This window comes from Fretibacterium fastidiosum (assembly GCF_000210715.1).
Classification (GTDB): Bacteria; Synergistota; Synergistia; order Synergistales; family Aminobacteriaceae; genus Fretibacterium; species Fretibacterium fastidiosum.
In genome coordinates, this window is record NC_021038.1 from 957,053 (window position 1) to 969,428 (window position 12,376).

Consider the following 12,376-nt stretch of genomic DNA (forward strand, 5'->3'; position numbering starts at 1 on the left):
GGCTGGACGTCCACCACGATCTCTTCGGGGTTCGCCGCGCGGACCCGCTGCGCCTCAATGTGCGCCTCGCACATCTCTCCGGGGCGGGCGTAGCGCAGGCGCCGGGAGAACAGCCCCGGCTCCGCCGTTACCTGACACGCTCCCTCGATGGGGTGGGTGACGCGCATGTAGATCGTGACGTCCGTCTCCCCCGTCACGCACTGGGGCAGGAAGAGGCGGACGTTTTCGCCGCCGCGCACTGGAATGGCCCGCGCCGCGGACAGCTCGCCGCGGGCGTAGCGCGCCGCGTTCTCCCCGGCCCTCAGCCCCTCGTCGCTCACGTTGTCCACGAGGTCGTAGACGATCGACACGTTGCCCGCCGCAAAGACGGAGGGGCGGCTGGTCTGCAGCAGGTCGTTCACCACGGGGCCACCCGTGACGGGGTGGATCGCGAGGCCCGCCATGCGCGAGAGCTCGTTCTCCGGGATGAGCCCCACGGCCAGCAGGAGCGTGTCGCAGGGGACGAATCGTTCGGTGTCGGGGATGGGCGCGCGGCGTTCGTCCACCTTCGCCACCGTCACCCCCTCCAGGCGGTCGTGGCCGTGCACGCGGGTCACCGTCGTCTCCAGGTGGAAGGGGATGCCGTAGTCGTCGAGGCACTGCGCGATGTTGCGCCTCAGGCCACCCGCCCAGGACATGACCTCGTAGACCCCCTCGACGGACGCGCCCTCCCACACCATGCGGCGGGCCATGATCAGGCCGATATCCCCCGACCCCAGGATGACCGCCCGCCTGCCCGGCATCCCGCCCTCCATGTTGACGAAGCGTTGTGCCGTTCCGGCGGTGTAGATCCCGGCGGGTCGGGTGCCCGGAACGCGGATGGCCCCCAGAGGGCGCTCGCGGCATCCCATGGCCAGCACCACCGCGCCCGCCGTCAGGCGCTCGATCCCGCGCTCCCGGTTCATCGTCCAGAGCCCCCCGTCCGGGTCCATCCGAAAGACCATCGTGTTGGTGAGGAACTCCACCCCCGCCTCCCGTGCCTGTTGAACGAAGCGGTGCATGTACTCCGGCCCCGTCAGCTCCTCCTTGAACGTGCGCAGCCCGAAGCCCGGATGGATGCACTGCTGAAGGATGCCGCCAAGGTCCCAGTCCCGCTCGGCCACGACGACGCGCTCCGCGCCGGCCCGGCGCGCCCCGATCCCCGCCGCGATGCCGGCCGGTCCCGCCCCCACGATCAGGACGTCGATCCTGTCCTTGCCGTTCATGACCGCGCCTCCTCTCCTCGCCCCTCGTCGAGAAGGAACTCCTTCGCCCCGCCCAGCAGGAGCCGGGAGTTCCCGCCGTGCCGCGTGACCTCGGTCAAGGGGATTTGAAGCTCCCGCGCCAGTATCTCCGCCACCCGCGGGCAGCAGAAGCCGCCCTGGCAGCGGCCCGCCCCCGCGCGGGTCCATATCTTGACGGCCGCAACGGTCCGCGCGCCGCGCCGGATGGCCTCCAGCACCTGAGCCTCCGTCACCGTCTCGCAGCGGCAGACGATCTGTCCCCAGGCGGGGTCCTCCCTCGCCAGCCGTGCGCGCTCCTCCATCGGGAGCTCCGCAAACCGGGGGATGCCGCGCCGCTCCGGAACGAAATGGGGGTTGGGCTCAAACGACGCTCGGTCCCCCAGCTCCGCGCGGATCATCTCCGCCACGTGGACGGCGATGGCCGGGGCCGACGTGAAACCCGGCGACTTGATCCCCGCCACGTTCACGAAGCCGCGGGGCGCCTTCAGCGCCTCGATGACGAAGTCCCCCGTGTCCGTGTTGGCCCGGACGCCGGCGAAGGTGGTGATGTTCAGGTTCACGGGGAAGTTGGGCACGAGGCGCCGCGCCCCCTCCAGCACCTGCGCCAGTCCTTCCGGGGTCGTCGCGGTGTCGTCCCTGTCCTTCTGGACCGTGGCGGTGGGGCCCGCCAGCAGGTTGCCCTCCGCCGTGCGGGCCACGGTGACGCCCTTGCCCCGTTCCGACGGGCAGGCGAAGAGAAAGCTCGTGACGAAGTCCCCCGCCGTGCGGTCCAGCAGGAAGTACTCGCCGCGGGTCGGTGTGATGTGGAAGTCCGGCTCGCCCGCCCAGGAGGCGACCTCCTCGGAGTGAACCCCCGCGGCGTTGACCACGATCGGGACGTACACGGGGCCGCGGTCCGTTTCAACGCCCCGCACCTCCCCCCGGTCGTCCAGCATCAGGCCCGTAACCCGCGTTTCGAGCCGAAGGACGGCGCCGTTGATCTTCGCGCTCTCCATAAAGGCCACGACCGCCTCAAAGTTGTTGACGATGGCCGCCGTCGGCGACCACAGAGCCGCCTTGACGTCGGGTGAAACGTTAGGCTCGTTCCCGCGCAGCCTCTCCCTCGTCACGATCTCCAGTCCGGGGACCCCGTTCGCCCTGCCCTGCACCAGGAGCTTCTCCAGGTGCGCCATGTCCTTGTCGTCGAAGGCGCAGACGTAGGAACCGCACTCGTCCAGGTGGAAGTCCAGCTCGTCCTTCAGCGCGTGGTACATGCGGTTCCCCTCCGGACAGAAGCGCGCCTTCAGGGTGTTCGGCGAATCGTCAAAGCCGCCGTGGATCATGGAGCTGTTGGCGCGGCTGGCTCCCGACGGCAGCTCCGCTGCCCTGTCCAGGACGACGACGCGCACCCTCCAGCGGGTGAGCTCGCGCGCCAGGCTCGCCCCCACGACGCCCCCGCCTATGATGGCGACGTCAAACTCTTCGCGGGACATTGTGTTACCCCCTCCCCACATTGCCTGTGCTACAAAGGCGGGCAGCCCAGGGTTGAGCGGGCTGCCCGTTCGTTGACCTTCATTTGCCGCGCAGGAAGCGGCCGGCGGCGCGGGACAGCCGGAGCCGACCTACTCCGTCCAGCCGCGGGACTTCTCCACGGCCTTCTTCCAGCCGGCGTACATCTTCTCGCGCTTCTCCGGCAGCGACAGCGAGGCGAACTTACGGTCGACGGCCCAGTTGGCCCGGATCTCGTTCTCGTCCTTCCAGAAGCCCACGGCAAGGCCTGCGGCATAGGCGGCGCCGAGGGCCGTCGTCTCGTTCACGACGGGGCGCACCACCTCGACGCCCAAAATGTCCGCCTGCATCTGCATCAGGAGGTCGTTCTTCACAGCGCCCCCGTCCACCTTCAGGCTGGTGAGGTTGACGCCCGAATCCTTCTGCATGGCGTCGATGACGTCGCGGGTCTGGTAGCAGATGCTCTCGAGCGTCGCGCGGATGATGTGCGACTTCTGGACGTAGCGCGTGAGTCCCACGATGGCGCCCCGCGCGGTCATGTCCCAATGGGGCGCGAAGAGGCCGGAGAAGGCGGGGACGAAGTAGACGCCGCCCGAATCCTCCACCTTGGAGGCGAAGAACTCCGTGTCCGGCGCGGCATCGACGAGCTTCAGGTTGTCGCGCAGCCACTGGACGGCCGCTCCGGCGATGGCGATGGACCCCTCGAGGGCGTAGACGCACTTGCCCTGTTCCCGGCTGTAGAACGCCGTGGTCAGGAGGCCGTTCATGGACTGGATGGGTTTCTCCCCGATGTTCATCAGCATGAAGCAGCCCGTGCCGTAGGTGTTCTTCGCCTCGCCCTTCTTGAGGCACGCCTGCCCGAAGAGCGCCGCCTGCTGGTCGCCCAGGTCCCCCGACACGGGGATCTCCGCCCCGAAGGGCCCGTTCTTCGCCGTCATGCCGAACACGCCGCTCGACGGCATGATCTTCGGCAGCATGGCCTCCGGGACGTCCAGGAAGTCCAGCATGGCCTTGTCCCACTGCAGCGTTTCGATGTTCATCAGAAGGGTTCGGGAGGCGTTCGACACGTCCGTGACGTGCACGCCGCCGTTGGGACCGCCCGTGAGGTTCCAGATCAGCCAGCAGTCCGTGTTTCCGAACAGCAGTTCGCCGCGCTCCGCGCGCTCCCGCGCGCCGGGCACGTTATCCAGGATCCACTTGATCTTGGTCCCGGAGAAGTAGGGGTTGATCAGGAGCCCCGTGTGGTCCTTCACCTTGCCCTCGCCCGTGACGGTCTGCTCCCAGCCGGGCATCTTCTGCCACTGGGCACAGAAGTCCTGCGTCCTCACGCACTGCCACACGATGGCGTTATAGATGGGACGGCCCGTCGCCTTGTCCCACACGACCGTCGTTTCGCGCTGGTTGGTGATGCCGATGGCGGCGATCTCCGCCGGTGAGATGCCGCCGCGCTCCAGCGCGTTGCGGATGACGTCCTGGGTGCGGGACCAGATTTCCATCGGATCGTGCTCGACCCAGCCCGGATGGGGGTAGATCTGCGCGTGCTCCATCTGGTCCGAGCACACGGGCAGGCCCTTCTTGTTGAAGATCATGCATCGGGTGCTGGTCGTGCCCTGGTCGATCGCGGCCACGTACTTCTTCTCCGACATGACAAAACCTCCTTTACGCAAACGGACCGACCTCCCGCCCCGTTGAGTGCGGCAGCCGGCCTCCATGGACGAAAGAGGGCCGGAGGACAAAAGCCCCCGGCCCCGAAAAACGCTACATCAACCCAAAAGCGCGGCAGAAGAAGAACGCAACGGCGGCACCGGCCCAGGGGCCGATCGTGCCAACCCAGGCGTAGCCCCAATCGGAATCGCGCTTGCCGGCCATCGGGAGGACGAAGTGTGCCACGCGGGGACCAAAGTCGCGCGCGGGGTTCATGGAGTAGCCCGTGGGGCCGCCCAGCGCAGCGCCGAGGACGTAGATCAGGCCACCCACCATGAAGGCGCCCATCCAGCCGCCCTGCCCGCCGACGCCCTTCGAGAAGATGCACATGATGCCTGTCACCAGGAAGAACGTGGCGATGACCTCCGTCAGGAAGTTGCAGGGGTAATTCCTCCTGGCCGGCCCCGTGCAGAACACGGCGAGCTGCGCGTCCGGAGCCGTCCCCTCCCAGTGGTTCAGATAGGCGAAGTAGACGATGACCGCCCCAAGGAAAGCGCCGACGAACTGCGCGGCCATGACCACCAGGGCCTCGTTCGCCGCGTAGGTCCCGGCCATGAACTTCGCCAGGGTGACGGCAGGGTTGATGTCCGCCTGGGGCGATCCCGTCGCCTGGGCGGCAAAGATGCCCATCACGACGGCCCATGCCCAGCCCCAGTTCACGTGGACCCAGCCCGCTCCCTCGCCCTTCGATCCCTTCAGCGCCGTCGCCGCGACGTCGCCGTCGCCGAACACGATGAGCACCAACGTACCGAAAAACTCGCCAAAAACAGGACCCAACCAAGACTGCATCTCAATTTCCTCCTTATGACCTGCCGGTTCATGACGAACTCCGCCCAAAACTCGGGCTTCCCACAACACACAACAGCATAACGAAGAAAACACCTTCCAAGAGCAACGGCTTAAGTTTGAATCCACAGACAATTTTAGTGTAGGACACTTGGGGACTTCTGTCAATTGGCTTCGAGAGTTTTAACGTCATCCCGTCACCGGCCGCCCTCCCGCGCCGCAAGCCAATTTCGGGCGCTGCGGGTCCATTCCTCGATCTCCGCCGCGCTGCGAAGCGGGCCCTCGTTCATGCCGGGACAACGGCGGGCTTCGGCGTCCCACGCCGCGCGCGACTGGAGGAGCTCCGGCCAGAAGGGGAAGGAGCGGCACTGTTCGGGCCGCACCGCGTAGATGAGGCACCGCGCGCTCCCGGCATCGTAGAAGACGCAGTGGCCGTTCGACCGCTCGGCGAAGCTGGGGCTTCCCCACCGCATCGTGACGAAGCGGCGCTTGAAGTCCGAGGGGTCGATGCCGAGGAACTCCACGACGGCACGCCCCTCCTCCTCGGAAAAGAAAACCGCTCCGGGCCCCCAGCGACAGCAACGGCCACATCCGAAGCACCCAAAGCGAAGGCCCTCGCTCCACCAGGGCAGGGCCTCATGCGCGGGCGTCAAAGGAGACGGGGGCCTCCGCGTCCCCGGCGTCCTGCCCTTCGCCGTCCGCTCGCTCCCGCTCCTGTTCCGCGGCGACGCGCTCGATCATGCTGTCGTAGAGCATCTTCCACAGGCCCGCGCCTCCCGACCTCTCCACCAGTTCGTCGCAGGCCATCTCCAACGACAGGTCCTCCATCTGCTTCCAGGGCCGGTCCTTTGAGGTGGTGAAAGAGCGCGCCGTGTTCCGCATCTCCTTCCACAGCTTCGCCCACAGGATGGACTCGAACTGCTGGCAGGACTCCCGGAGCCGCCCGGCCTCCTTCGACCGGTGGACCTCCGGATCGACCTCCGTCCTCCGCGCGCGACCCGCGCGGGAGGCGCTCTCCCGCAGGGCGTCGATCGTCATCTCCCCGTCCCCTCCTACATGTTCACCAGCTGGCCGTGCAGCGCGCCCGCCTTGTCGATCGCCTGAAGGATCGTGATGATGTCCCTCGGCGTCGCCCCTATGGCGTTCAGCACGCGCACCATGTCGCGGACCGTCGTGGTGGCCGGCATCGCGATCATGCTGGCCCCGTCCTCGTTCACCGTGATGTCCGTCCGGATTTCAACGCGCGTCTCTCCGCCGCTGAACGCCTCCGGCTGCACGACGTTCGGGTCGTCCTTCACGGACACGGTCAGGTTCCCGTGCGCCACCGCCACCGAGCTGATGCGCACGTTGCCGCCCATCACCACCGTCCCCGTCCTCTCGTTCACGGCCACCCTGGCCACCATGTCCGGCGTGATCTCAAGCCGCTCCACGTTGGCGAGGAAGGCCGTGGGAGCCGCCAGGTATTGCCCCGGAAGGTTGACGGCCACCCGCCCCGCGTCCACGGGGGACGCGATGGCCCCGAACTTCTGGTTGATCGCGTCGGCGACGCGCTGAGCCGTGGTGAAATCCGGGTCGCGCAGGAGAAGCGCCATCTGCCCCCCCAGGGTGAAGTCCGAGGGGACATCCCTCTCCACGATCGCCCCGCTGGGGACGCGCCCCACCGTGGGGACGTTCTTCGTCGTCGAAGCGGAGCTTCCGTCCGCCGCCCATCCCCCCACCAGCACGGAGCCTTGGGCCACCGCATAGACGTTGCCATCCGCAGCGTGAAGGGGGGCCTGTATCAGGGTCCCTCCCTGAAGGCTCTGAGCGTTGCCGATGGCGTTGACGCTCACGTCGATCCTCTGCCCCGGACGCGCGTAGGGCGGAAGCGTCGCCGTCAGCGAAACCACCGCGACGTTTCGAGTCTTTACCTCGTTCGGGGCCAGCGTCACGCCGAAGTTGCGCATCATGTTCCGCATCATGTGGGTCGTCATGGCGGAGTTGTCACCCGTCCCCCGCAGGCCCGTCACCAGCCCGACCCCCGTCAGCTGGTTGTCCCGTGCGCCCTCGATATCCGCGATGTCCTTGATGCGGACCCTGGGGTGCAGTTTGGTGAAGTCCATGTCCTGAAGGTTGACGGAGGCCGTCGCCCCCGCGGTCTGCAGGCCGACGAGGAGGCACGCCAAGACGAAACCGAGAGCTCGAAAGCACTTCATTCGCCGCTTCTCCTTAGAACACGGCCTGCAGGATCTGTGAGATGATCCCCGGCTTCTGGGTGCGGGCGATGGCGCCGCGCCCCTTGACCGCCAGCTCCGCGTTGGCCACGAGAGAGCTGTTGATCTGGTTGTCGCTGTTGACGTCCTGGGGGCGGATGACGCCCACCAGCTGAATTTGCAAAGTTTCCTCGCTCGTGCGGACGTCGCGCGTCCCCTCGATGACCAGGTTCCCGTTCGGCAGTACCTCGGTCACAAGACAGGCCACCGTGGCCGTGGCGTGGTGCTTCCGTTCGAAGGAGCCATCGCCGGCGCTGCTGTTCTTGCTGGTCAGGGAGAGAGCCCGAATGAACTTCAGGATGCCCGTCCCGTCGCTGACGGAATTGCTGGAGGACTTCTTGAGGTCCATCGTCGCCTCGTCCTTGGCGTTCGTCCTCTCGTTCACCAGGACGGTCACCACGTCCCCCACTCGCCCCGGTCGCACGTCAACGATCCAGTTCGTCCGGTCGTCCCACAGCGAGGCGGCGTCGGCCGCCCCGGCAAGGAACGTCCCCAAAAGGGCGCAGAGCGCAAGGGCCGTGAGCGCAGCGCCCCTCCCCTGCCTAAAGCAAATCTTCATGGGACCGTCACCTCCACCGTGTTCTCATCAATGATTCGCGCTTCCAAAACCGCGTTCTTCCGGTCCGTCCGCCGCACGCGGACCACGTCCCCCGGCTCGCCGTCGTCCAGAAGCACGCCCTCTGCCGTCGCCGTGAGGCCGGCCAGCCGGGCCACCACCTTCACCGGCCGTCCCTTCCTGACGAGGGTCGGAGAGGTCAGGAGCTCCAGAAGAACGGGCTCCCCCTGATTCAGGGTCCGGCGCGGGATAAAGCCCAAAACCTGCTCCGCCCGCTCGGCGTAGACGCCCGGACGGGCGATCTGCACCTGGCGCGTCATGAGGTCCTGCTGCCGGATCGGCCGCCCCCTCTGAAGGGTCCGCGCCGCGACCTGAACGTCCTGGCGCCACGTCATCCGCACGGCCAGCGAGCGCAGCCGCCCCGCCTCGTCCTGAAACCGCAGGGTCGCCGCCGGCGTCCCCGGCACCATCGAGGCCGGCGCCACGAGGCGTCCCGCCGGGACGGGGCCCGAAGCGGCGACCTCCACCGCGCCGTCCCACCCTGCCAGTGATTTTATCATAGATGACAGGGAAACGTCAGAGCGGGGGGCGGGGGCCTGAGGGGCGCCGACCTCGCCCCCCGAAGGCTCCACCCGCACCACGGCGGGCATGGTGAGCTCCACACGAACGCCCTCAAGCCCGCTGGCCCGGATGGCCTGAAGCACCTGCTCCCGCGTGAGCACTCCACCCTCCTCGGACAGGAGCAGGGCGGACAGGGCCTCCTTCGCGTCCTGTGGCCCCTCGATCCCGGCCACCTCCCCCAGCGTGAACGCGCTGTCCGCCGTGTGGAGGACGGCGGGAAGGGTGACGCGCACGCTGAGGCCATGGGCCCCCTGTGCCGCGGGGGCGCACAGGGCGAGGCAGATGAGGAGGGACAGGGCCGAAAGACAGCTCCCAAACGCCGCTCGGATAAAAAAAGGCGGAGAGGCCTCCGCCCTGAAGGACAGGACACGGTCCCCTCCGCGCTAGCGCTTCAAGCCGTTGGCGATCCGCAGGAGCTCATCCGCCGTCTGAATCCCCTTGGAGTTCGCCTCGTAGGCCCTCTGGGCGATGATCATGCCCACCATCTCCTCCACCACCTGCACGTTGGACATCTCCAGCACGCCCTGGCGCACCGTGGGCATCCCGTTCTGCCCCGGCTGCCCCACGATGGGCGCGCCGCTCGCGCTCGTCTCCAGGAAGAGGCGGTCGCCCAGGGCCCGAAGCCCCGCGGGGTTGATGAAGCGCGCCAGCTCCAGCTGGCCGATCTCTTGCGGCTCCGTCTGGCCGGGGATCGTCACCATCACGCGGCCCGTCCGGGTCAGCTGCACGGAGGTGGCGTTCTCCGGGACCACCATGGCCGGCTCCAGCAAAAGCCCGTCCTCGCTGACGATCTGGCCGTCGCCGTCGATCTCCCACGCGCCGGCGCGGGTGTAGGCGATCGTGCCGTCCTGCTGGGTCACCTGAAAGAAGGCGTTCTCCCCCGCCATGGTCTGTCCTGCGATGGCCCAGTCCATCTTGTTGTCCGTGATCTGAAAGTGGCCCTGCGTCATGAAGCTCGGCGTGGCGGTGACACGCGTTCCAAGCCCAACCTGCACGCCCGTCGGCACGGTGGAGTTCGGCTCCACGGGCGTCCCCGGCTCGCGCCACACCTGATAGAGCAGGTCCTCGAAGTCGGCCCTGCGCTTCTTGTACCCCTGCGTGTTGACGTTCGCGAGGTTGTGCGAGACGACGTCCAGGTTCGTCTGTTGGGCGATCATGCCGGACGCGCTGCTCCAGAGCGCTCGTAACATCGTTGCATCCCCCTTTTTCGGGTCACGGAAACGCCCTGCGGCGCTTCCCGAATCGTCCTCCGCTATCCTCTGCTGTAGGACGTGATCAGCTTTCCCGTCTGCTCGTCGTGGGTCATCAGGGCCTTGGAGGCTGCCTCGTAGGCCCTCTGGGCCTCGGTCATCCGCACCATCTCCTCGACGACGCTGACGTTCGACTGCTCCAGCGCGGCCGAGATGAGGCGGGCGTTTTCCACGGCCTCCGGGTCCCCGGACTGCACCGTGGGCTGAAGGAGGTTCTGCCCCGCCTGCCGCAGGTACGTCGGGTTCTGGAAGGTGTAGAGGGGAATGGCCCCCACGGCCTCGCCGTCCGCGACGACCTGTCCCGTCCGGGTGACGGACACGCTCGTGGCCTGCCCCACCTCGATGCCGCCGCCCTCGCCCTGGAGCGTCATGCCGTTGTGCGTGATGATGACGCCCTCGCTATCCAGCGTGAAGTTGCCGGCGCGGGTGTAGAAGGTGTTGCCCCTGCTGTCCTGCACGGCGAAAAAGCCGTCGCCGTCGATGGCAAGCTCCAGGGGGTCGTCCGTCGTCTTCACCACGCCGGGCCGGATGTCCGTGACGTCCTCGGAGTAGACGGTCGCCAGGGCCAGGGTGCCGATCGTCTGCCTGCCCTTCCAGTTCATGGTGAAGGGCGGCGCCGTCATGATCTTCGTCTCGGCGTCCTCCGAGACCTTCTCGTGACGGTCCATGTAGGCGCTGAACTCCGCGTTTGTCGAAACCCGCTTTCTGTAGCCGCTCGTGTCCGCGTTGGCCAGGTTGTTCGTGGTCACGTCCAGGTTCGTCTCCTGCACCAACATGGCGGAACAGGCCGCGTAGAGCCCTCGGTTCAAAAGATCACGCCCCCTAAGGAAACATTGCCTAAGTCGTTGAGAACTGTCAACCGTATTGTCTCCCCTTAGCGCCTGGAACCCCATCAGACCGCGCGAAGCGCGTGGGGATTGGGGCGTAGCCCCATTTTAAAATTTTAGGGAAGCGCTGAGGGATACCCTTCGTTTGACGCTCCTTGATTGCTTTCAACAACTTTTTAAGCAGCGCTTCCCTAAGTCAATAACGACGCCGGCGCCCCTTCTTGAGGTTCACCAGGATCCCGCTTCTGCCGGAGCTCCGCAGGCTGTCGATCTCCGCCAGCGCCCGCCCCGTCCCCAGGGCCACCGACTCCATCGGGTTCTCCGCCGTGAAGCAGTTGATGCCCGTCTGCTGGGCCACCAGCTCCGGCAGGCCCCGCAGGAGGGAGCCGCCGCCGGTCAGCACGATGCCCCTGTCTATGATGTCGGCTGAAAGCTCCGGGGGCGTTAGCTCCAAAACGTTCCTCACGCCGTCCACAAGGGTCTGGACCATCTCGCCGATCGCCATGTTGACGGCGGAGCTGGTCACCTCGACCTGGCGGGGCAGGCCCTGCACCAGGTCCCGTCCCTTGATCACCATGCGCTGGTCCTCCTCCAGCGGGACGCAGGTGCCAATCATGATCTTTAGGTTCTCTGCCGTCTGCTCGCCGATCGCCAGGTTGTACTGCCGGCGAAGGTAGCGCATGATCCCTTCGTCGAACTTGTCGCCGCCGAGGCGCAGGGACTTCGAGACGACCACACCCCCCAGGGAGATCACGGCGATGTCCGTCGTCCCTCCGCCGATGTCCACCAGCATCTTGCCGCGGGCCTCCTCCACGTTGAGGCTCGCCCCGATGGCCGCGGCCATGGGCTCCTCGATGAGGTAGGCCTCGCTGGCCCCCACCTCGAGGGCCGCCTCCAGCACGGCACGCCGCTCCACGTCCGTCGCGCCGGACGGCACGCAGATCATGACGCGGTTGCGGAAGAAACGCTGCCATCCCTTCGTCACGCGGCGCATGAAGTGCTGCAGCATCGCCTCGGTCATGGAGTAGTTCGCGATCACCCCGTCGCGGAGCGGGCGCACGGAGACGATGCTCCCCGGCGTGCGGCCCACCATGTTCTTCGCTTCGTAACCCACGGCCAGGATGTTGCCCGTGTCCTGATCCACCGCCACCACCGACGGCTCCCGCAGCACGACGCCGTGTTTCCTCTCGTAGATCAGGACCGTCGCGGTCCCCAGATCGATACCGATATCCGTCCCAAACATCGCCTAACCCCCTCGGGAGTCCTCTCCTCACAAGCGCTCCCTCGTTGGAACGCGATCCTTCAAATTTCGTGCATCCATCACGGTGCCGGCCGTGCCCGGCCGCTCCGGGGGAGGTTCGACGGGCACGCCAAAGCCCCTGCTCCCAACCCTATCCGTCCTCGTCCTCATTCAGGTCGGACGGCCAGGGGCCGAAGAACGCGCCCTCTCCGCCCATGGGCGGCAGGAGCGGAATCTCCCGATAGGCCGCGCGCCAGAACCACAGCCCACAGGCCGGGGCGGTCATGGCCGCGTCCTTTCGCGGCGCCCCCTGCAGCAGGCTCTCCAGCCAGGCCAGGGGGCGTTCCCCCCGCGCCACGGCATCGACGCTGCCCGCGATGATGCGCACCA

At 67.2% G+C, this 12,376-nt stretch carries 12 protein-coding genes and 1 pseudogene; all 13 read right to left on the reverse strand.

The genetic code is table 11. The features are described from left to right. The coding region (locus SY1_RS04230) for an NAD(P)/FAD-dependent oxidoreductase (RefSeq protein WP_208872806.1) at window positions 1-1,244 on the reverse strand (1,244 nt) is incomplete at its 3' end. Continuing rightward, a complete protein-coding gene (locus SY1_RS04235; protein ID WP_015556288.1) occupies window positions 1,241-2,734 on the reverse strand; it encodes an NAD(P)/FAD-dependent oxidoreductase in 1,494 nt (497 codons plus the stop codon). The genes SY1_RS04230 and SY1_RS04235, both read right to left, overlap by 4 nt. Window positions 2,735-2,863: 129 nt before the next feature. Further along, the gene (glpK, locus tag SY1_RS04240; RefSeq protein ID WP_015556289.1) at window positions 2,864-4,396 is read right to left on the reverse strand and encodes a glycerol kinase GlpK; all 1,533 of its coding nucleotides are present in this window, start codon (window positions 4,394-4,396) and stop codon (window positions 2,864-2,866) included. Window positions 4,397-4,508: 112 nt separating this feature from the next. Then, window positions 4,509-5,243 (reverse strand): MIP/aquaporin family protein, encoded by a 735-nt coding sequence (locus tag SY1_RS04245; protein WP_015556290.1) that lies wholly within the window; start codon window positions 5,241-5,243, stop codon window positions 4,509-4,511. Between the two features lie 194 nt (window positions 5,244-5,437). Continuing rightward, window positions 5,438-5,893 (reverse strand): YkgJ family cysteine cluster protein, encoded by a 456-nt coding sequence (locus SY1_RS04250; RefSeq protein WP_243440579.1) that lies wholly within the window; start codon window positions 5,891-5,893, stop codon window positions 5,438-5,440. Next, window positions 5,877-6,278, reverse strand: coding sequence for a hypothetical protein (locus SY1_RS04255; RefSeq protein WP_015556291.1), 402 nt, complete (start codon window positions 6,276-6,278; stop codon window positions 5,877-5,879). The genes SY1_RS04250 and SY1_RS04255 overlap by 17 nt, the downstream gene beginning before the upstream one ends. 14 nt (window positions 6,279-6,292) lie before the next feature. Then, window positions 6,293-7,435: a flagellar basal body P-ring protein FlgI gene (locus SY1_RS04260; protein ID WP_015556292.1), complete on the reverse strand. Its 1,143-nt coding sequence runs from the start codon at window positions 7,433-7,435 to the stop codon at window positions 6,293-6,295. Window positions 7,436-7,448: 13 nt separating this feature from the next. Continuing rightward, window positions 7,449-8,051 (reverse strand): flagellar basal body L-ring protein FlgH, encoded by a 603-nt coding sequence (locus tag SY1_RS04265; protein ID WP_015556293.1) that lies wholly within the window; start codon window positions 8,049-8,051, stop codon window positions 7,449-7,451. Next, the gene (gene flgA, locus SY1_RS04270; protein ID WP_208872808.1) at window positions 8,048-8,902 is read right to left on the reverse strand and encodes a flagellar basal body P-ring formation chaperone FlgA; all 855 of its coding nucleotides are present in this window, start codon (window positions 8,900-8,902) and stop codon (window positions 8,048-8,050) included. The genes SY1_RS04265 and flgA overlap by 4 nt, the downstream gene beginning before the upstream one ends. Window positions 8,903-9,052: 150 nt before the next feature. After that, the gene (gene flgG / locus SY1_RS04275) at window positions 9,053-9,859 is read right to left on the reverse strand and encodes a flagellar basal-body rod protein FlgG (protein WP_015556294.1); all 807 of its coding nucleotides are present in this window, start codon (window positions 9,857-9,859) and stop codon (window positions 9,053-9,055) included. Between the two features lie 62 nt (window positions 9,860-9,921). Then, the gene (locus SY1_RS04280; RefSeq protein ID WP_208872810.1) at window positions 9,922-10,728 is read right to left on the reverse strand and encodes a flagellar hook-basal body protein; all 807 of its coding nucleotides are present in this window, start codon (window positions 10,726-10,728) and stop codon (window positions 9,922-9,924) included. Window positions 10,729-10,942: 214 nt separating this feature from the next. Further along, a complete protein-coding gene (gene mreB / locus SY1_RS04285) occupies window positions 10,943-11,989 on the reverse strand; it encodes a rod shape-determining protein (RefSeq protein WP_015556295.1) in 1,047 nt (348 codons plus the stop codon). 148 nt (window positions 11,990-12,137) lie between these two features. Continuing rightward, window positions 12,138-12,376, reverse strand: a pseudogene (locus SY1_RS04290) (hypothetical protein); the annotation flags it as partial.